At 63.8% G+C, this 21,126-nt stretch carries 9 protein-coding genes; 6 read left to right on the forward strand and 3 right to left on the reverse strand.

Annotated features, from left to right (window positions below; genetic code table 11):
* Window positions 1-26: 26 nt before the first annotated feature.
* From BUC40_RS06080 to hexR, 3 genes are all read right to left on the reverse strand, one after another.
* Entirely contained in the window at window positions 27-2,210 is a 2,184-nt protein-coding gene (locus BUC40_RS06080) for a patatin-like phospholipase family protein (RefSeq protein WP_073263576.1), read from the reverse strand.
* Window positions 2,211-2,296: 86 nt separating this feature from the next.
* Window positions 2,297-2,485 (reverse strand): PA3496 family putative envelope integrity protein, encoded by a 189-nt coding sequence (locus BUC40_RS06085; protein WP_073263578.1) that lies wholly within the window; start codon window positions 2,483-2,485, stop codon window positions 2,297-2,299.
* A 90-nt stretch (window positions 2,486-2,575) separates the two neighbouring features.
* Window positions 2,576-3,448 carry a transcriptional regulator HexR gene (gene hexR, locus BUC40_RS06090; RefSeq protein ID WP_073263581.1) on the reverse strand — a complete coding sequence of 291 codons (873 nt, stop codon included), beginning with the start codon at window positions 3,446-3,448 and terminating at the stop codon, window positions 2,576-2,578.
* Between the two features lie 156 nt (window positions 3,449-3,604).
* Here hexR and zwf point away from each other — a divergent pair, with 156 nt between their 5' ends.
* The 6 genes from zwf to BUC40_RS06120 all read left to right on the forward strand — a co-directional run bounded on the left by zwf (window position 3,605) and on the right by BUC40_RS06120 (window position 21,125).
* Window positions 3,605-5,059: a glucose-6-phosphate dehydrogenase gene (gene zwf / locus BUC40_RS06095; protein ID WP_073263583.1), complete on the forward strand. Its 1,455-nt coding sequence runs from the start codon at window positions 3,605-3,607 to the stop codon at window positions 5,057-5,059.
* 484 nt (window positions 5,060-5,543) lie between these two features.
* Entirely contained in the window at window positions 5,544-15,887 is a 10,344-nt protein-coding gene (locus tag BUC40_RS06100; RefSeq protein ID WP_073263585.1) for an Ig-like domain-containing protein, read from the forward strand.
* A gap of 20 nt (window positions 15,888-15,907) precedes the next feature.
* Entirely contained in the window at window positions 15,908-17,158 is a 1,251-nt protein-coding gene (locus tag BUC40_RS06105) for a TolC family protein (protein ID WP_139272115.1), read from the forward strand.
* On the forward strand, window positions 17,148-19,304 hold the full coding sequence (locus BUC40_RS06110; RefSeq protein ID WP_073263590.1) for a type I secretion system permease/ATPase: 2,157 nt from the start codon (window positions 17,148-17,150) through the stop codon (window positions 19,302-19,304). Before BUC40_RS06105 ends, BUC40_RS06110 begins: the two co-directional genes overlap by 11 nt.
* Complete coding sequence (locus tag BUC40_RS06115; RefSeq protein ID WP_073263592.1) at window positions 19,291-20,469, forward strand: beta-barrel domain-containing protein; 1,179 nt, start codon at window positions 19,291-19,293, stop codon at window positions 20,467-20,469. Before BUC40_RS06110 ends, BUC40_RS06115 begins: the two co-directional genes overlap by 14 nt.
* Window positions 20,470-20,657: 188 nt before the next feature.
* Complete coding sequence (locus tag BUC40_RS06120) at window positions 20,658-21,125, forward strand: TadE/TadG family type IV pilus assembly protein (protein ID WP_073263594.1); 468 nt, start codon at window positions 20,658-20,660, stop codon at window positions 21,123-21,125.
* Window position 21,126 lies beyond the last annotated feature (1 nt).

Genomic DNA, 21,126 nt, shown 5'->3' on the forward strand with positions numbered 1-21,126 from the left:
CAAGGGCTACCCGGCGCTGACGGTAATCAGAAGGTATGCCCCAGGTTCAGGTACAAGGCCTTCTCATTCTCGTCATTGAGGCCGTAGCTGAAATTCAGCGGGCCCAGCGGCGTCTCGTAACCGAGGAACACGCTCGCCGCGTTGATGTAGCCGCTGTCGAAGGCGTTGTCGTTGTTCCACACCCGACCGCGCTCCAGAGAGGCGCCGAGGTAGAGCGGGAAGTCCAGCGGCAGGAACGATCGCGGGGTCATGCGCCGGTAGTAGACCAGCCGCCCGAGGCTGACATTCTGGCCAGCCAAGGCGTCCTGACGGAAGCCCGACAGCTGGCGCGCGCCGCCCAGCTGGAAGCTGGAGGTGACGATTTGCGCGTCATCGAGCGTGCGCCCGTAGCGCCCGCCGATCACCAGGCTATGCGGCCCTTGGCTGAAGGCCTTGTCGAGGTTGATCTGCCATTGCCGGTAACGATCATCGGCGCCGAGACTGGCGTCGTACTGGCGCAGTTTCAACCCGATCTCCTCACCTTCGTGAGGGAAGTCGACGTTATCCAGGGTATCGAAGGAATACTGCATTTCGTAGTAGCCTTCGGTAAAGCTGAACTCCGGCTGATCGCGTTCACCGATACGCACCTCGGCATCACCCCATGCCTGGCCGACGCCGAAACGCAGCTCGCCGTTATTGGCGATTTGCCGGCCGATATCGAACCCGTATCCATAGCGCTGCACCCGGTATTCGGCGATGGGATCGTTATCAAGCACCGACTCGACGTTCCAGGCATCAGCTCGCACGCTGGGCGCCACGAACCAGCGCGAGCCGACGTCCAGGGGCTGGTAAAACTCGCTGAACAGCTCCTGGCGATCACCCAGCTGCACCCTGGTGAGCCACTCGGCACCCAGGCGGTTGATGCCATTCTTGCGAAAACTCGCCCCCAGGTTGAAAACGCTGTCGCCGTTGAAATCATCGGAGAGGTTCAACCCCAGGCGCAGGTAGTCGGTGCCGGTGCGTTTTTCCCGCGCATCGATCACCAGGGTGTTGCGCTCCTCGCTGCTGACCACCCGGTACTGAACGCGTTCGAAGTAATCCAGGCCGTACAGGGTGCCCATGTCGCGCTGCAGCTTGGCCATATCCAGCGGTTCGCCGATGGGCTGGCGGATGTAGTTGCGGATCACCTCGTCGCCGACCTTGGAGTCGTTGTCCACCTCGATAGCGTGGATTACCGGCGCGCGCTGCTGGGCGCTGCGTGCCAGGGTCAGCGCCGGGTTGCCGCCACCGCGACGCACCAGCTGCGCAAGGCGCGGCTGCAGCGCTTTTGCGGCTTGGTAGCCAGCTTCGATCAGCTCCTCGCCACGGCCGAAGTCGGTGACCTCGAAGCGCGTCATGTTCGGCTGCACCAGCACGTCACTGTCGCGTAGCGTCGCCAGCTGCTCCTCGGAATTGCGCCGGGTCATCATGGTGATCGACTGGTTGAGCACGTCGACCACGGTTAGCAGTTCCTTGCGCGGTTTCAGCGGCGTGCCGATATCGACGACGATGACCCGATCGACGCCCATATCGCGGGCCACGTCCACGGGAATGTTGTCAACCATGCCGCCATCGACCAGCAGGCGACCGTCCAGTTCGACCGGCGCGAACACCGCCGGAATCGACATGCTGGCACGAATCACCTGGGGTAAATGGCCACTGCGAAACACCACCTTCTGGTCGTTGGCGATATCGGTGGCCACGGCGCGAAAGGGAATCGGCAGGCGGTCGAAGTCGCGTATGTCGCTGCTGCGTACCAGCAGGCGTTCGAGCAGCAGTGCCAGGTTCTGGCCCTGGATCACGCCGAGCGGCAAGCCGAGGCTGCCGTCATCACGAAAGCTAAGGCGCTGCTTGATCAGGAAATCACGATCATCCTGCTTGCGGCGAAACGGCACGTCGGTGCGCGGCGGATCGTCAGAGAGCACCTCGCGCCAATCCATGGTCAGCGCTACGTCCTCGAGCTCAGCAATGCTGTAGCCCGAGGCATACAAGCCGCCGATCACCGCGCCCATGCTGGTGCCGGCAATGGCATCGATGCGTACGCCCTGCTCCTCCAGCGCCTTGAGTACGCCAATGTGCGCCAGCCCCCGCGCCGCGCCGCCAGACAGCACCAGACCGACCTTGGGCTGAGCCGTTTGCGCAATGGCGAACAGGGGAAATAGCAGGAGCAGCAGAACGAGCAGACGACGCATGGCACATCCCTGGCATTGGGCGAAAAGGCGCCATTATAGGAGCCTCGCCGCCAGGGATGCGCGCTGTACTGACGCGCCGTTCAGATTCAGTGCAGGCGGTGGGCTTCGCCGGAGAATGGGTCGTGAAAACTGGATATTTCCGACTGCAGCCGGCGATTCTCACCATACGCCTCGATGGCACGGCGGTAGCGCATGCGCTGCTCGTCGAGCAGTTTGCGCCGGGCTTTCACCACACTCTGTTCCGGGTACAACGCTTCATCCACATGGCGAGCCATGGCAGGTCTCCAGGTTGAATTACGGGAGACCAGCTTCAGCGAATGGCATGACAGTTTGAGGAAAAAAGCGTGACGTCTGAATGATCGGGCTCAAGCCCCGTCTTCGTGGGCTCTCACCGACTTGGCCGACAGGCGCAGGCTACGCAGGCTGCGTTTGACGCTCTTGAGGTGGTTGACCAGGCTCGGGCCGCGAGCCATGGCCACGCCCATGGCGAGCACGTCGATCACCACCAAGTGGGCGATACGCGAGGCCAGCGGCGTGTAGATCTCGGTGTCTTCCTGCACATCGATGGCCAGGTTCACCGTGGCCAGCTCGGCCAGCGGTGTCTGCCCCGGGCACAGGGCAATCAGCGAGGCGCCGGCTTCACGCACCACATTGGCGGTGATCAGCAGATCCTTGGAACGGCCGGACTGGGAAATGCACACGGCTACATCGGTCGGCTTGAGGGTGATGGCCGACATCGCCTGCATGTGCGGGTCGGAATACGCAGCGGCGTTGAGCAGCAAGCGGAAGAACTTGTGCTGAGCGTCCGCTGCCACCGCACCGGAAGCGCCAAAGCCATAGAACTCGATACGCTGCGCCTGGGAGCAAAGGCCAATGGCTTTTTCCAAAGCTACCGGGTCGAGGTTCTCGCGCACTTCGATCAGGGTATGCAGAGTGGTGTCGAAGATCTTCATGCTGAAGTCAGCGACCGAGTCGTCCTCGTGGATCGCGAACTGGCCGAAGCTGGCGCCGGCGGCCAGGCTTTGCGCCAGCTTGAGCTTGAGGTCCTGAAAGCCGCTGCAGCCGATGGCGCGGCAGAAACGCACGATGGTCGGCTCGCTGATACCCACCGAGTGGGCCAGCTCGGCCATGGAGCTGTGCATGACGGCAGCAGGATCGAGAAGCACATGATCGGCCACCTTGAGCTCCGACTTACGCAGAAGGTGACGTGACTGGGAGATGTGCTGCAACAAATTCACTGGCAGGGACTCGACTGGCAAAGGATGGATACGCCGGCTTGAGGTTTGAAGCGTCGCGACTCGGTTATGATCGAGGGACGCCGCCGGGCTGTAGTGATCTTGTAGTTATACTACAAGCCTGGTGACCTCGCACGGACAAACCGAATCGGAGTTCCCATGCAGAGCAATTGTTGCGACATGCTGGTATTCGGCGGCACGGGCGACCTCGCCCTGCACAAGCTGCTACCGGCCCTCTATTACCTGCATCGCGGCGGTCGCCTGCACAGCGACACGCGCATCCTCGCCCTGGCTCGTAGCACCCACACGCGCGCTGCTTACCAGGCCCTCGCCGAGCGCCATTGCCGCGCCCAAGTGGCCCGCGCCGATTTCGATGAGCAAACCTGGCGCAGCTTCGCCGAGCGCCTCGACTACTTCCCCATGGACGCCTCGCAGAGTGCCGACTTCGGCCGCCTGGCCAAAGCCTTGGGTAACGACCGGGATCGCGTCAGGGTCTATTACCTGGCCACCGCACCGGACCTTTTCGAGCCCATCGCATCGCACCTCAAGGTCGCCGGCCTGGCGGGTCCGGGTGCGCGCATCGTGCTGGAAAAACCCATCGGCCATTCGCTGGCCTCCGCCCAAGCGATCAATGCCGGCATCGGTGCGATGTTCGATGAATCCCAAGTGTTCCGTATCGACCACTATCTGGGAAAAGAGACCGTGCAGAACCTGATGGCGCTGCGTTTCGCCAATGCGCTGTTCGAGCCGGTGTGGCGGGCCGGGCACATCGACCACGTGCAGATCAGCGTGTGCGAAACCCTGGGAGTGGAAAATCGCGGCGCCTACTACGACAACGCCGGCGCCATGCGCGACATGATCCAGAATCACCTGCTGCAGTTGCTCTGCCTGGTGGCCATGGAAGCGCCAGTGCGCTTCGACGCTGAGTCGGTACGCAACGAAAAGGTGAAGATCCTCGAAGCCCTCAAACCCATCACCGGGCAGGACGTACGCGACAAGACCGTGCGCGGCCAGTACACCGCCGGCAAGATCGGCGGCCAGGAAGTGCCGGCTTACTATTTCGAGAAGAACGTCGATAACGACAGCGACACCGAAACCTTCGTCGCCGTGCAGGCCGAGATCAACAACTGGCGCTGGGCAGGCGTGCCGTTCTACCTGCGTACCGGCAAGCGCCTGGCCCGCAAGACCTCGGAAATCCTCATCCAATTCAAGCCCGTGCCGCACCAACTGTTCGGCAACGGCCAGGCCAACCAGCTGCTTATCCGCCTGCAGCCCGAGGAGCGCATCAGCCTGCAGCTGATGGCCAAGAACCCAGGCAAGGGCATGCACCTGCAGCCAGTGGAGCTGGACCTCAACCTGGCAGATGCATTCCACAAACAGCGGCGCTGGGATGCGTATGAACGCCTGCTGCTGGATGTGATCGAGGGCGACTCGACGCTGTTCATGCGCCGCGACGAGGTCGAGGCCGCCTGGCAATGGGTCGACCCGATCATCAAGGGCTGGCAGCAGCACTACCAAAGCCCGCGCCCGTACGCTGCGGGCAGCAATGGTCCGGAGCAATTGCAGCACCTGCTGGAACGGCATGGGCGACAGTGGATTGAAGAGATTGAATAGAGCATCACATCAGCGGGCTGTTACCAGCAGCCCGCTGATGATGTCAGTCAGTAATGACGTCATATGGCTGTAAGTATTTTGCTATTAGTTACGCCATATATGAGCGCGTCCCGACTAGATAACTTGAACTTTATTTTTTTCGACAGCGCTGACATAACTGTACAACTTTTAATTCGGCTCAAATCGTTTTCCATCAAAAAAATCTATTACCCTTCTTCAATCAAGAATAAATGGCTATTTACATAAAAAACATATAGTTATACTTCGTTAGATAGCTAAATATGAATAATTATTAGGTTTTAAATAGCCAAAACTAAAGCCAAACACCTCCCTTTATACGAACTAGCATTAAAACTCCTTTCAAAAAAGTGCTCACCCGCTACCTTTAAAACTTGTCGAGTTATATCCAGCACAACGCCGTATCGGATTTGTCTGTGCAAAAACAACTCGCCAAGTTTGAAGTTAAGTAATGGGAGAGTGCGTCATGGCAGTAGAGGCGAAAGTCGCGCCTATTGGCCAACAGGTCAATCAGGCAACCACGCAGGTGATCAGCAATACGCTGCCGCTCTCGGAAAGTAGCCATGTAGCGCTCAATATCCCGCCCGAAGCAGTAGCCAGTTACAGCCGTGAAGGTACCGATTTGATCGTGCAGATGCAGAACGGCGAGGTGCTGCGCATCAGCAATTTCTATACTGCAACCGAGCAACCCAGCCAGCTCTATCTGGTCGGCGAGGAAGAACAGCTGATGGCCGTGGATCTTTCCCAGGCCGCAGCGTCCGACGGCATTCTGGCTGCCTCCTATGCATCGGAAAGCACCCTTTCCGGCTTCACGTCCCTGACATCGGCGGCAGGCGCTGCTGGCGGTACCCTGGGCCTGGGGGCAGGCGCGATAATTGGTGGGGTTGCGATTGCGGGTGGGGTGGCCGTGGCCGACGAGGTCAGTCGGGGCAACGATAGTGGCAGCAATAACGATGGTGGCGGCAGCACGCAGCCGCCTGTGGATAACCAGCCACCGGCCGCTGCGACTAACCTGCAGCTCAGCCAGGACAGTCGATTCCTGACTGGCAATGCCGAGCCCAATGCCACCGTCAGGGTGGATGTGAACGGTACGCTCTACACCGCGACTGCCGACGCCAACGGCAACTTCACGGTGGCTTTCAGCTCGCCGCTAATTGGCGGTGAAATCATTACCGTAGTGGTCGTGGATGCAGCGGGCAATACCAGCACACCAGAAACCCTCAATGCCCCCTTGATTGCGCAACCCTCGACGGTAGACCCCAGCAACGGCACTGAGCTAAGCGGGTCGGCAACGCCCAACTCCACAATTACAATTATGCATCCGAACGGACAGGTGCTTGCCCAAACCACCGCCAATCCCGACGGCACCTGGTCAGTGAACCCATCCCCTGCGTGGCCCGATGGCACACTGGTTGATGTACATACGGTTGCACCCGGCGGCTTCCGGCCTCCGGTAATCCGCATAGTCATCGACAAAACGCCGCCTACAGCACCCAGCGTTGAGGCCAGTAATGGAACTCAACTCGTCGGCACTGCTGAGCCCAATAGCACCATCACGCTTACGATCAACGGGAATACGCCTGTTACGGTTACCGCTGGAGCAGACGGTACCTGGTCTTACCAACCCGACTCCGCGCTGACTCACAACACACCGGTGATCATTACTGCCACCGATCGAGCAGGCAATATCAGCCAGCAAACGACGCTGAATATCGACGCTCAAGCGCCCGGTCAACCGACCGTTAGCAACAGCAATGGCACGGTATTCAGCGGTACCGCGGAAGCAGGCAGCACGGTCATCCTGAGCTCCGCCAGTGGCGTCATCGGCCAGGCGCCGGTCGATGCCAACGGCAACTGGCATTTCACTGCCAGCCCGGCTATCGCCAATGGCGGTCAAGTCAGCGTGGTGGCGCGCGACCCCGCAGGAAACGTGGGGCAACCTGGAACGGTAGTGGTGAATAACGCCCTGCCCAATGCGCCAGTGATCGCGACCAGCAACGGTACGCTGATTTTCGGCACGGCGGACGCCGGTAGCGAGGTCATTGTCAGCGTAAATGGCACCGAGATTGGCCGCACAACAACCGACGCCAATGGCGCCTGGTCGATAACGCCGTCGCCCGCGCTTGCCAACGCTACCGTGATCACCGCCGTCGCCAGCACACCCGCCGGCACCAGCGCTGCTACCACCTTGATCATCGATGCCGCGCAACCACTGCCACCCGATGTAAACCCGAGCAACGGTAGCGAACTGAGCGGCACCGCCGAGCCCGGCGGCAAGATCATCCTGATCTACAGCAATGGCGACCTGATCGGACAGACCGCGGCCGATGCCGATGGCAACTGGAATTTCATTCCCACCACGCCGCTTGCCAATGGCGCCAACCTCGAAGTCGTGGTCCGCGATGCCGCCGGCAATACCAGCGACCCTGCTGCGGTGCAGATCGACCGGACACCGCCTGCCGCTCCTCAGGTCGACCCGAGCGATGGCAGCACCCTGAGCGGCAAAGCTGAAGCAAACAGCAGCGTGGTAATTACCGGACCAGGCGGCATCATCATCGCAGAGGTGGTGGCCGACGCTAATGGCGACTGGAGCTTCACGCCGGCAACGCCACTGGGCAATGGCACGCCACTGACCATCACCGCGCGCGATCCGGCCGGCAATATCAGCCCGCCCGGAACAGTAACAATCGACGCTGAGCCGCCCGCAGCACCGACACTCAACCCTACCAATGGTGGCCTGCTGAGCGGTACGGCCGAGCCAGGCAGTACGGTGATCATTCGTATCGGCACCTCACCTGCGACCGAGGTCGAGGTGCTCGCGGACGGCAATGGAAACTGGAGCCACTACCCCAGCGCACCTATCGCCAATGGCATCTCCATTCAGGTCAGCGCCCGAGACGCCAGCGGCAACGAAAGCGACCCTACAATTGGTAGCGTCGATGCCGAAGCACCTGATACGCCAGTGATCAATCCCAGTAACGGCAGCCAGCTCAGCGGTACCGCCGAGCCCGGCAGCACCATCACGATTCGTGTGCCAGGTGCTCCCGACCAGACCGCGACCACCAATACCGATGGCGTCTGGACCTTTACCCCTGCGCCCCCACTGGCCAACGGCACGAACGTCACCGTCACCGCCACCGATGCGGCCGGCAACCAAAGCCCCGTCGCCAACCAGACCATCGATGCCACGCTGCCGGCGAGCCCGACCATCGAGCCGAGCACCGGCAGCCAGTTCAGCGGTACGGCCGCCGCAGGCGCGCTGGTGGTACTGACCGGACCGGGCGGCGTTGCGCTGGGCCAGGCCACCGCCGACAGCAATGGCAACTGGACGATCACGCCGCCCACCCCACAACCCAACGGCACCAGTGTCAGCGCGACGGTGGTCGCCAATGGCGCCAGCAGCGCGCCAGCCACCACGGTGACCGACAACGTCGCGCCAGCCACTCCCACGCTAAAACCCAGCAACGGCAGCCTGCTCAGCGGAACGGCCGAAGCCGGCAGCACGGTCATTCTGACCGGATCGGGCGGTACCGTTATCGGCCAGGCAATCGCCGACGCTCAAGGCAACTGGAGCTTCCAGCCGGCCACACCGCTGGCCAATGCAACGGTGGTGAGCGCCAGCGCCCGCGATGCGGCGGGCAACGTGAGCGCGGCGGTCAGTACCACGGTGGATAACCTCGCGCCTCAAGCGCCGGTCGTCCAGCCGAGCGACGGCACGCAGCTGGCCGGTACCGCCGAAGCCAGCAGCACGGTGATCATCAGCGATGCCAGCGGCCGCGTGATCGGCCAGACGACTGCCGACGCCAACGGCAACTGGTCGCTGACCCCCTCGCCCGTGCTGGCTGACAATGCCGCCGTTACCGTCGTAGCACGCGACGACGCCGGCAATACCAGCGCACCTGCCAGCCTGACCATCGATGCAGCAGCGCCCTCGACGCCGATCATCGAGCCCAGTAATGGCATCGTCCTGCACGGGTTTTCCGAGCCAGGCAGCACCGTCACGCTGCGCGACGGCGCCGGCAACCTGATCGCCGAAATCACCACAACCGCCAATGGCACCTGGAGCACCACCCTTACCGCGCAACTGCCAGACGGCGCCCGCGTTACCGCGGTGGCGACGGATGCCACGGGCAACGTCAGCCCTGCCGCGTCCATTACCATCGACGGCGTGCCGCCATCGGCTCCTGCGATCAACCCCAGCAGCGGCGCACAACTGAGCGGCAGCGCCGAACCCGGTAGCACGGTGATTCTCACCGGTGCCAACGGCGTGCTGATCGGCCAGGTGACGACCGACGCAGGCGGTAACTGGTCATTCACGCCAGCCAGCGCCTTGCCAAACGGCACTCAGGTCAACGCCGTGGCCCGCGATGGCGCCGGCAACATCAGCGCCAACAGCAGCATGGTCACCGACAATGTCGCGCCTGCAGCGCCCAGCATCGCGCCCAGCAATGGCGCACAACTCAGCGGTACTGGCGAGGCCGGTAGCCTGCTGATCATCAGCGCCGGCAGCGTGGTGATCGGCCAAGTGCAGGTCAGTGCCCAGGGCACCTGGAGCTTCACACCCGACACACCACTGGCCAACGGCACCGCGGTCAGCATCGTCGCTCGCGATCCGACCGGTAACCAGAGCGCCCCCGTCGGCATTACGGTGGATGCCATGGCGCCCAACACGCCCACCATCGCGCCCAGCAACGGCAACCAGCTCAGTGGCAGCGCTGAGGCCGGCAGCACCGTCATTCTCACCGGGCCGGGCGGCGTAACCATTGGCCAGACGACGGCAGACGGCAGCGGTAACTGGTCCTTCACACCGCAGAACCCATTGCGCGATGGCACCCAAGTCGATGTGGTGGCCCGCGATGCTGCGGGCAATACCAGCCAACCGGGCAGTACCGTGATAGACGCACTACCGCCCGCCACGCCGACGATCTCGCCGAGCAGCGGATCGGGCGTACTGAGCGGCACCGCCGACCCCGACAGCACGCTGTTGCTGACCATCGGCAATGCCGCGCCGGTAACGGTTCAGGTCAACGCCAACGGCACCTGGAGCTATCCGATCACCGGCCAGTTGGCCAACAACACCCAGGTTTCCGTGGTGGCCCGCGATACGCTTGGCAACACCAGCCCGGCGGCGACCACCACTATCGACGCCCAGGCGCCAGCCGCACCGGTAATCGACCCCAGCAATGGCACCCAGGTGAGCGGCACCGCCGAAGCCGGCAGCCTGGTCACCATCACTGGCCCCAATGGGTTTAGCCAGACCACCACCGCCGACGCCAATGGCAACTGGTCGATCACCCCGGCCAGCGCCCTCTCCAATGGCACCCAACTGACAGTGCGGGCTATCGATGCGGTGGGTAACCAGAGCCCGCCAGCCAGCGTGATAGTCGACGCGACCCTGCCACAGCACCCGACCATCGAACCCAGCAACGGCGGAGAACTCAGCGGTACCGCACTAGCGGGAGCCACCGTGCAGCTGACCGACGGCACGGGCGCCGTCATCGGTCAGGCCGTCGCCGATGCTCAGGGCAACTGGACTTTCACCCCGCAGACGCCACTGGCCAACGGCACCACGGTCAACGCCACGATCACGGTGTCCGGCCTGAGCAGTGCCCCAGCCTCAACGGTGATCGACAGCGTCGCCCCCAATGCCCCGACTATCGCCGCCAGCAATGGCACGCAACTCAGCGGCACCGCCGAAGCGGGTGCCACGGTGATTCTTACCGCATCGGGCGGCGTCAGCATCGGCCAGGCGACTGCGGACGCCAATGGCAACTGGACCTTCACGCCCACGCCCGCCCTGGCCGACGGGCTGGTGGTGACCGCCGTGGCACGGGACGCCGCCGGCAACAGCAGTGGCTCGGCCACCACGACCATCGACGCACAGCCGCCAGCCACCCCGACGATCGAAGCCAGCAATGGCGTACGGGTCACCGGCACTGCCGAAGCGGGCATTACCGTGGTCGTCACCGATGGCAGCGGCCGGGTGATCGGCCAGACCACTGCGGCGGCTGATGGAACCTGGACACTGTCACCTTCGCCGGCCTTGCCCAATGGCACGGTGGTCAATGCTGTCGCCCGGGACACCCTCGGCAATACCAGTGGCTCGGTCAGCACCACCGTCGACACCGTGGCGCCGGTCACGCCGACTATCTCAACCAGCAATGGCGTCGAACTCAGCGGCACGGCAGAGGCTGGCAGCACGGTGCTGATCACCGGTCCCGGCGGGACGACCATTGGCCAGGTAACCGCCGACGCGGCTGGCAACTGGAGCATGAGACCTTCGCCATCCCTCGCTGACGGCACCGAAGTAACGGTGGTGTCCCGTGATGCCGCCGGCAACATCAGCCCATCCGCCAGCACCGTGATCGATGCTCAGGTGCCCGAGCACCCCACCATCGAACCGAGCAATGGCCTGACCCTTAGCGGCACGGCGGAGGCCGGCAGCACCATCATTCTCACCGGCGCCGGTGGCGTACCGATCAACACCGGTACCATCACGGCCGATGCCGACGGCAAGTGGAGCGTTACCCTGAGCCCGGCGTTGCCGGATGGCAGCCTAGTTACCGTGGTGGCCCGTGACACACTGGGCAACGAAAGCGCGCCGGCCAGCATCCTGATCGATGGCATCGCACCGCTTGCACCGGTGATCGCGCCGAGCAACGGCCAGCTCATTACCGGCACCGCCGAAGCCGGCAGCATCGTGACGATCAGAGCCGGGGGCACCGTGATCGGCACGGCGCAGGTCAGCGCCAACGGCAGCTGGACGTTCAACCCTGGCAATGCCGCAGGCAACGGCACCAGCATCACCGCTACAGCGACCGATGCAGCAGGCAACGTGAGTTCACCATCGGCCGCCGTCACCATCGACAACCAAGCACCACCTCGGCCCACTATCGAGCCGAGCAATGGCATCGTCCTGAGCGGCACGGCGGAAGCCGGCAGCACGGTGATCATCACCGGCGTGGGCGGTGTCGCCATCGCTCAGGCAGTGGCCGATGGCAGCGGCAACTGGTCGTTCGTGCCGCCAGTGGCTCTCACCAATAACACCCAGGTCACCGTGGTGGCTCGGGATGCGGCCGGCAATACCAGCGCGGCGACAAGCCTGGTTATCGACACCGTACCGCCTGCCGCCCCGGTTGTTCAGCCGAGCAATGGCGTGCTGCTCAGCGGTACGGCCGAAGCCGGTAGCACGGTGATCGTTACCGGCCCGGGTGGCGTGGTCATTGGCGAGGCCACAGTGAGTGCGGGCGGAGCCTGGACTTACCCCGTGAGCTCCCCCTTGCAGCATGGCACGGTAATCAGCGTCAGCGCCCAGGATCCGGCGGGCAATACCGGACCGGCCACCGCCATCACCATCGACGCAATCGCCCCTGCTCTACCAACCATCGAGGCCACCAACGGCCTTGCATTTCGCGGCACCGCCGAAGCGGGCAGCACCGTGACGCTCACCGCCAGCGGCAACACCATTGCCACCTTAACGGCCGACGCCAGCGGCAACTGGAGCTACACGCCGGGGACCACCCTGGCCAACGGCATAGTGGTCACTGTCGGCTCGCGGGATGCAGCCGGCAACCAGAGCCCCGTCGCCAGCACCACGGTCGACAGCATCGCCCCGCTTGCGCCAGTCATCGCCGCCAGCAACGGCACAGAGCTCAGCGGCACCGCCGAGGCCGGCAGCACCATACGGCTGAGCGTGGGCGGGCTGCAGATCGCCGAGGTGCCCGTGGATGCCAATGGCAACTGGCATTACTTACCTACGCTACCGCTGGCCGACAACACCGAGGTTACGGCTATAGCCGTAGACGCCGCCGGCAACCTTAGCGGCGCCGCCAGCGTGACCGTGGATGACAGCGTGCCCGACCTGCCAGCCGTGCAAGCCAGCAACGGCAGCGTACTCAGCGGCACGGCGGAGCCCGGTAGCCTCATCACCATCCGCATCGCGGGTCAGGCAGACGTGCAGGTCACCGCCGATGCCACCACGGGCGCCTGGTCACAGACCTTTTCACCCGTCATCCCCAATGGCACCTCGGTCAGTATCACCGCTACCGATGCCACCAATAACGTCAGCGCGCCGACAATCGTGGTGATCGACGGCCTGGCACCTGCTCTCCCCACCATCGCGCCCAGCAACGGCACCGTGCTGAGCGGCACGGCCGAAGCGGGCAGCACGGTGATTCTTACCGACTCGGGCGGCGGCGCTATCGGCCAGGCGATCGCTGACGCTCAGGGCACCTGGAGCTTCACACCGCAGGCGCCGCTGATCAATGGCACGCAGGTAAGCGTGGTAGCACGCGATGCTGCCGGTAATACCAGCCAGTCCGCCAATACGACCATCGATAACGTTGCGCCTGCCGTCCCGACCATCCAGGCCAGCAACGGCGTGGTGCTGACGGGCACGGCCGAAGCCAACAGCACGGTGATCCTTGCCGGCCCCGGCGGCATCCGCATCGGTACCGCGAGCACCGACGGCGCCGGTAACTGGACCTTCACATCGAGCCCGGCCCTGGCCAACGGCGTGGTGGTGACCGCAGTCGCCCGCGATGCCGCCGGCAATACCAGCAGCTCGGTCAGCACCACGGTCGATGCCGTGGCGCCCAGCGCACCGCTTATTCAGGCAAGCAATGGCGCCTCGCTCAGCGGTACCGCCGAAGCGGGCAGCACGGTGCTTGTTACCGGCCCAGGCGGCACGGTGATCGGGCAGACAACCGCCACGGCCAACGGCACCTGGAGCATTACGCCGAATAGCCCCCTGGCCAATGGCGTTGTCGTCAACGCGGTGGCTCGCGACGCCGCCGGCAACACCAGCGGTTCGAGCAGTACCACTATCGACACCGTTGCGCCTGACGCCCCGACCATCCAGCCCAGCCGAGGCACCGTGCTTACTGGCACAGCCGAGGCCGGCAGCACCGTCGTTCTCACCGGGCCCAATGGCACCATCGGCACCACAACCGCTGCCGCCAACGGCACCTGGAGCTTCACACCGAGTACGCCGGTACCCCATGGCACGACAGTCAACGTCGTCGCCAAAGACGCCGCTGGCAATCAAAGCGTTCCGGCAAGCACTACCATCGACAGCCAGGCACCGAATGCGCCAAGCAACCTGTTCGTCAGCGTCGATGGCACTCTGCTCACCGGCACCGCCGAAGCGGGTACCCAGGTACGCATCGTGGTCAACGGCAATGTGGCCAACCCGATCACGGTGACCGCCACTGCAGCAGGCACCTTCGCGGCGGTGCTGATCCCGGCGCTGGTGGCAGGCCAGGCGATCGCCGTGACCGCAACCGATGCCGCGGGCAATGTCAGCGTCTCTGCGGGCACCAACGCGCCCAATCTGTCGGCACCGACCATCAGCGTGCCGGAATCCCTCGACACCTACATCAATGCGGCCGAGGCCGCCGACGGCATTCAGGTTCGTGTCGGGCTGGCCACGGGCGTGCGCGCCGGTGACACCGTTACCCTCACCTACACCGGTACCGGGGGCTACACCTTCAACCAGACCCACACCGTAACCGCTGCCGAAGCGCTGGCCGGCAATGCCGTGGTATCGGTAGTACCACCAGGCGGCAGTTTTCCACAGGGCGCTGCGGCGGTTACCGCCCATATCAACAACGGTGCCAACTCCCAGGCCGCGAACTTCACGGTCGACACCATCGCGCCTACGTCACCGGTGCTGAACCTGGTCGGCAATTTACTGACCATCTCCGGCGAGCCGAACAGCCAATTGACCGTGCGCATCGATCTCGGCGGCACCGTCGCCACCGCCACGGTCACCGCCAACAACGCCGGGCTGGCCTCGGTGAACCTGTTGAGCGGCCTGAATATCAACCTGACCTGGGACCAACTGCTCAGCGCCCAAGTAACGGTGTCGGCCCGGGACCAGGCCGGCAACCAGAGCAACCTCGCCGCCCTGGGCCTGGGCACCAGCCTGCTGCTGCAACCGATCACCCTCGGCAACCTCGCCGTGGATGCCAACCTGAGCGTCCTCAACCTGCCAGCCGCGCGGCTCGGCGTCAGCGGTAAGACCGTTGCGGGTGCAGCCCTGGCAGTCGAGGTGCTGACCCCGGCGGGCTACATCGGCCTCGCGCCATTGGCAGCCGACGGCGCCGGCAACTTCTCCATCAACCTGCTCAGCCCCAGTGTGCTCAGCCAGCTCGGGCTGTCGCTGACCCAAATTCTCAATCTGGGTGGCGATCTCGCCCTACGTATCACTGCCACATCAGGCGGCAAGACCAGCGGTCTTTACACGGTGGATCTAGATCCGCTGGGCCTGCTCGGCCTGACCATCGGCACCGTACGGGTCGATGGCACGACAGCCGACGACATCCTTTCCGGCAGCGCCACCATCGCTAACGAGCGGATCTTCGCCGGCAATGGCAACGATCTGATCCTCAATGTTGGCGCCGGTGATCGCGTGGATGCCGGTGCCGGCAACGACACTATCCAGATCCGCGCCACCAACTTCGGCAGCATCGACGGAGGTATCGGCTTCGATACCGTGGTGTTCGACGGCGGTATCGACATCAATTACGGCGCCGCCGGCATCGGCACGCTGAGCAATATCGAGCGCATCGACCTCGGCACCGGTGACTCGGGCAGCACCTTGACGCTGACTGCTGCGGCAGTCGATGCCATGACCGATTCGCGCAACACCCTGCAGATCACCGGTGAGAGCAACGACACCCTGAAGGTCAGCAGCAGTGCCGTGAAGGGCGGAACGCAGTTGCTGGAAGGCATCGTCTACGACGTCTATACCTACGGGAACACCACGCTGTTAGTGGAAGAGAACACGGTGCAGGTTGTAGTCAGTTGATAGGGAAATCGTCGTACCGTATGCACACATCTCATTGTCGATGGGCCGCGCGCCTGGCATTCGCATTGTGTCTGCCAGCCAGTGTGCTGGCGATGCCACTGGATCAGGCCGTACGCAACGGCCTGGCTATTCACCCACAGGTGCGCGCTGCCGGCTCCGAAGCGGCCCGCGCCGATACCGAAGTGAAGATCGCCAAGGGCGGCTACTACCCGTCGCTGTCGCTGTCCGGTGGGCCGCGTGAATTCGACTTCGGCGAAACCGTGTATGACGTTACCGTCTCGCAGATGCTCTACGACTGGGGCCGCGTCGACAGCCAAGTGGATACCGCCAAGGCGACCCAGCGCCAGCTCTCGGCCACCGCCGAAGTTACCCGTGAAGATGCCGCGCTGGATATCGTCGAGACCTACCTCGATGTGCTGGTCGCGCAGCGCCGCATTGATGCGGTGCGCCGCCACATTCGCCTGCTAGACGACATCCGTGGGATGACCGAGGCACGCGGCGCCGACGGCTATTCCGATCGCAGCGAGCAAGACCGTGCCGGCCTGGAAATCGCCCGTGCCCAGGAGCAGTTGGCGCTGGAAAAAGGCGCCCTGCTCGATGCCGGCAACCAGTTCGCACTGTTGGTCGGTGCTCCGCCTGAAGGCCTGGCTGAACCACGCCCGCAGTCCATGCAGCGCTACCTGGCGACCCGCGACCTGCCGCGGCTGATTACCAGCTCACCGCTCTATCAACGCGCCATGGAGGACACCAGCCTGGCCGAAGCCGAGCTGCGTGGCACCAAGGCGGCACTGCTGCCGCAACTGAACCTAGAGGCTTCGGCCACGCGGCGGGAGATCGGCGGGCGCTTACAAAACGATTCGATGGTCAATCTGCGCCTGCGCATGGACACCATCCAGGGCTTGTCCAACTTCCAGCGCCCCACCGCTGCAGCGCAGCGCCTGGAGTCCGCTAGCTGGGGCCAGGATGCCATCCAACGAGACATTCGCCGACAGTTGCAGAGCCTGTTCGACATCGGCGATTCGCTGCTCTGGCGCGAGCATGCGCTGGCCGTGCAGGTGCGTGATTCCGAGCAGGTCGGCGGCCTGTACCGCGAGCAGTTCGAAGTGGGCCGCCGCGACGTGATCGACCTGCTCACCGTGCAGCGCGAGCGTTTCGAAGCCGAGCGCCAGCTGATCGTCATGCAGGTCGAGCGCCTGCGCCTGGAATACCGCGCCGCCGCGCAGATCGGCCTGCTCGGCCCCCTGTTGGAGAACGGCCTGAATGGATCCTGACACGCTGACCAGTCCGGGCAAGAGCCAGGACCCATTACGCCAGGGCCTGGTGCTGTTGTGCCGGCAGCTCGGCCGCCCGGTTACCGACGCCGAGCTGGCCGACGGTATAGCCCTCGAACAGGGCCGCCTACCGCTGCGCATGGTGCCCCGCGCCCTGCGCCGCGCCGATATCGTCGCCCAGGTCAGCGAAGAAAATCTGCAGCGCATCGACGACTACCTGTTGCCGGCCTTGTTGCTGCTCAAGGACGGGCGCTGCGTGGTGCTGGTCGGTCAGCACGGCGAGCAGGCGCAGATCCTCGTGCCGCACAGTGACGGCGGCATGCAGCAATTGCCGATTACCGACTTGGAGCCGCTGTACAGCGGCATGGCGGTTTTCGCCAAGTGCCGCTATCGGCCGGACGGCCGCGCCGAAGAATTCGCCAGCCCGACGCGCGAGCACTGGTTCTACGGTGCGCTCAAGCGCCTGCGGCGCTCCTATGTGGAAGTGGCCGTGGCGGCCTTCATCGCCAACCTGCTGGCCATCGCCGCCGCCCTGTTCGCCATGCAGGTTTACGACCGTGTGGTGCCCAACGCGGCCTTCGACACCTTGTGGGTGCTGGCCAGCGGCGTGGCCCTGGCAATCGTACTGGAAAGCTTGTTGCGCGGGCTGCGCGCGCACCTGCTCACCACCCTGGGTAAGCGCCTGGATCTGCAGCTTTCATCATTGTTGTTCGAGCGCGTACTCAACACCCGCCTGGGCGCCAAACCGGCGTCGGTCGGCGCTTTCAGCACGCAGATTCGCGAGTTCGAGTCGGTACGCGAATTCTTCACTTCATCGAGCGCGGCGGTGATCAGCGACCTGCCGTTCGTGTTCATCTTCCTGCTGATCATCGCCCTGATCGGCGGCCATGTGGTCTGGGTGCCGGTGGTCTCCGCCGTGCTGATGATCCTCCCTGGCCTGCTGGCCCAAGGCCGCCTGGCGCGACTGTCGCGACAGAACCTGCGCGAAGGGTCGGTGAAGAACGGCATCCTGCTCGAATCCATCGAGCACCTGGAAACGGTCAAGGCCAGCCGCGCCGAAGGCCGCTGCATGCACCTGTGGGAAACCCTCACCGCGCAACTCGCCGGCAGTGCGATGAAGACCCAGAGCCTGACCTCGGCGCTCAGCTACGGGGTGAGCACCGTGCAGCAGCTGTGCTACGTCGGCGTGGTGGTGTTCGGCGTGTACCGCATCAGCGACGGCTACCTGAGCATGGGCGCACTGGTCGCCTGCTCGATCCTGGCGGCGCGCACCATCGCGCCGTTATCGCAGATCGCCGGTATTCTCGGCCGCTGGCAGCACACCAAGGTCGCCCTCGAGGGCCTCGACCAGTTGATGACCGGCCCGGTCGAGCGCCCGGCCGGGCAGCGTTTCGTGCGCAAGGAAAGCCTGGCCGGCGACTACCGCATCGAGCAGTTGCGCCTCGCCCATGACGATGCGCCACCCATCGTCGATATCAACGCCCTGAGCATCCGCGCGGGTGAGCGGGTTGCCCTGCTGGGTGGCAACGGCGCTGGCAAATCCACGCTGCTGCGCCTGCTTGCAGGGCTGCTCGATCCGAGCGCCGGGCGGGTGGTGCTTGACGACATCAGCCTGACCCAGATCGACCCGGCCGACCGCCGTCGGCATATCGGTTACCTGCCGCAAGACATTGCGCTGTTCTACGGCACCCTGCGCGACAACCTCAACCTGGAGGGCGCGGCGGTCAGCGATGAGGAACTGTTCGAGGCCCTCGACGGCGTTGGCCTCGGTGCCTGGGTGCGCAGCCATCCGCTGGGGCTGGACATGCCCATCCAGGGCAATGCCAGCCTGTCCGGTGGCCAACGTCAAGCGGTCGGGTTGGTGCGTGTATTGGTGCAGGATCCGCCCATCGTGTTGCTCGATGAACCGACCTCCTCCTTCGACCAGACCAGTGAGAAGCAGGTGGTCGAATACCTGCAGCAGTGGCTGACCGGACGCACCCTGATTCTGGTCACCCACAAGAAGGTCATGCTGTCGCTGGTCGAACGCGCGGTGGTGATGCGCCAAGGCCGGGTGATCATGGATGGCGCCCTCGATCAGGTGGTGCAGGACAACGTGGTGAACGCGCCGCAGGAGCCGAGAGGAGGCAATCATGCCGTCCAATGATCGCCTGCGCCGCCAGCTCGACGACCCCCTGCTGAGCGCCACTCACCCGCTGTTCAGGCCCTTGCTATGGACGGTGCTGGCCACCGTGCTGCTGTTCATCGGTTGGGCCGCCTGGGCCGAGCTCGATGAAGTGACCCGCGGCGACGGCCGCGTGGTGCCCTTCACCCGCATCCAGAAAATCCAGAGCCTGGAGGGCGGCATTCTTGACCGCCTGCTGGTCGGCGAAGGCGATCTGGTCGAAGTTGGCCAACCGCTGGTGCGCCTCGACGAGACTCGCTTTCGCACCTCGTTTCAGGAATCAGCCAACCAGTCGGCGGCCCTGCGCGCCACCATCGCGCGTCTGGACGCCGAAGTGCTGGGCAAGGACCGTATCGACTTTCCCGAGGATATTGATCCCACCAGCGCCCTCGCGCGCTCCGAGCAGGAGCTGTTCAAATCGCGGCGCGACAAGCTGCAGGACGGCGTCAGTGCGATCAACCGGCAGATCCGCCTGGCGCAACAGCAGCTCAATCTGGTCGAACCGCTGGTGGCAAAACGCGCCGTGAGCCAGATGGAAGCACTCAAACTCAGCCAGGAAATCGCCACGCTTAATGGCAAGCTCACCGAGCTGCGCAGCACCTACTTCCAGGATGCCTACACCGAACGGCAGAGCAAGAAGAGCGAGCTCAGCGCCCTGGAACCCATCGTCGCGCAGCGCCAGGATCAGCTGCGCCGTACCGAGATCCTGTCGCCGGTGCGCGGCCGGGTGAACACCGTGCTGATCAACACCCGCGGCGGCGTGATCCAGCCCGGCGAGCCGATCATGGAAGTGATTCCGGTCGAGGATCAGTTGCTCATCGAGGCGCGCATCAAACCGCGCGACGTCGCCTTTCTGGTGCCGGGCATGCCTACCAAGGTGAAGATCACCGCCTACGACTACAGCATCTACGGCTACCTAACCGGCACCCTGGAGCAGATCAGCGCCGACACTATTTTCGAGGAGACAGCCCAGGGCAAGGAGTTCTACTACGAGGTGCTGATCAAGACCGATGGCAGCCAGCTCAAACGCCGTGATGAAATCCTGCCGATCATTCCCGGCATGGTCGCCGAAGTGGACATTCTCAGCGGCAAGCGCACGGTGCTGAACTACCTGCTCAGACCGCTGCTCAAGGCCCAGCTTTATTAGGCTGAAAGAAGAAAAACGCCGCGTCTGATTAATCACAAAGTGCAATGGAGAGGCGCCAGAACGCGTGCTATTACATAGCCATTGGCACTGGCGTTCTATCCTGCCAGACGGCCTGCAGTAGACATATCCACAGGCCGTGCCACGGGCGCCAAAACACGTGGCCTTGACCGTTCACGGGGATCAGGGAAGTGCCTCATCCAGCTGGGTTTGGCTCGGTTTACCGGCAGCGCGGCGCTGCCGCTGTCGAGTTCTCCATCGCCTTTATCATCTTCTTCCTGATCTTGTACGGGCTGGTCGGCTACAGCATCCCGTTTCTGCTCAGCGCCACTTATCAGGAGCTGGCCACCGAGGCGCTGCGTGATGCCATTCGCTCGCCCGATACCCGTGCCCCGTCACCCGAACAGATCGCTCTGTATCAGCAGCGCGTGCAACAGAGCGTGCGCAACTCGTGGTTGCCGCAAGCCTGGGCACAGACCTGTGACGGTTATGACGGCTTCCTGAAAACCGGTGCAGTATGGAGCGTGTGTGTGCGCCACAGCGCCCCGCAAAGCATCCTGCCGCCCTTCTCGATCTTCGGTTGGAAGGTGCCGCAACTGCCGGATGAAATACGCGGCGAAGCAAAAATCCGCCTTCACGCTAATGCGGCGGGCACCTGAG

The organism is Phytopseudomonas punonensis, from assembly GCF_900142655.1.
Taxonomy (GTDB): Bacteria; Pseudomonadota; Gammaproteobacteria; order Pseudomonadales; family Pseudomonadaceae; genus Aquipseudomonas; species Aquipseudomonas punonensis.

Excerpts from the sequence above, each read along its gene's own strand:
- BUC40_RS06080 (WP_073263576.1), bottom strand. The coding sequence starts at position 2,210 with ATGCGTCGTCTGCTCGTTCTGCTGCTCCTGCTATTTCCCCTGTTCGCC.
- BUC40_RS06085 (WP_073263578.1), bottom strand. The coding sequence starts at position 2,485 with ATGGCTCGCCATGTGGATGAAGCGTTGTACCCGGAACAGAGTGTGGTG.
- zwf (WP_073263583.1), top strand. The coding sequence starts at position 3,605 with ATGCAGAGCAATTGTTGCGACATGCTGGTATTCGGCGGCACGGGCGAC.
- BUC40_RS06100 (WP_073263585.1), top strand. The coding sequence starts at position 5,544 with ATGGCAGTAGAGGCGAAAGTCGCGCCTATTGGCCAACAGGTCAATCAG.
- BUC40_RS06105 (WP_139272115.1), top strand. The coding sequence starts at position 15,908 with ATGCACACATCTCATTGTCGATGGGCCGCGCGCCTGGCATTCGCATTG.
- BUC40_RS06110 (WP_073263590.1), top strand. The coding sequence starts at position 17,148 with ATGGATCCTGACACGCTGACCAGTCCGGGCAAGAGCCAGGACCCATTA.
- BUC40_RS06115 (WP_073263592.1), top strand. The coding sequence starts at position 19,291 with ATGCCGTCCAATGATCGCCTGCGCCGCCAGCTCGACGACCCCCTGCTG.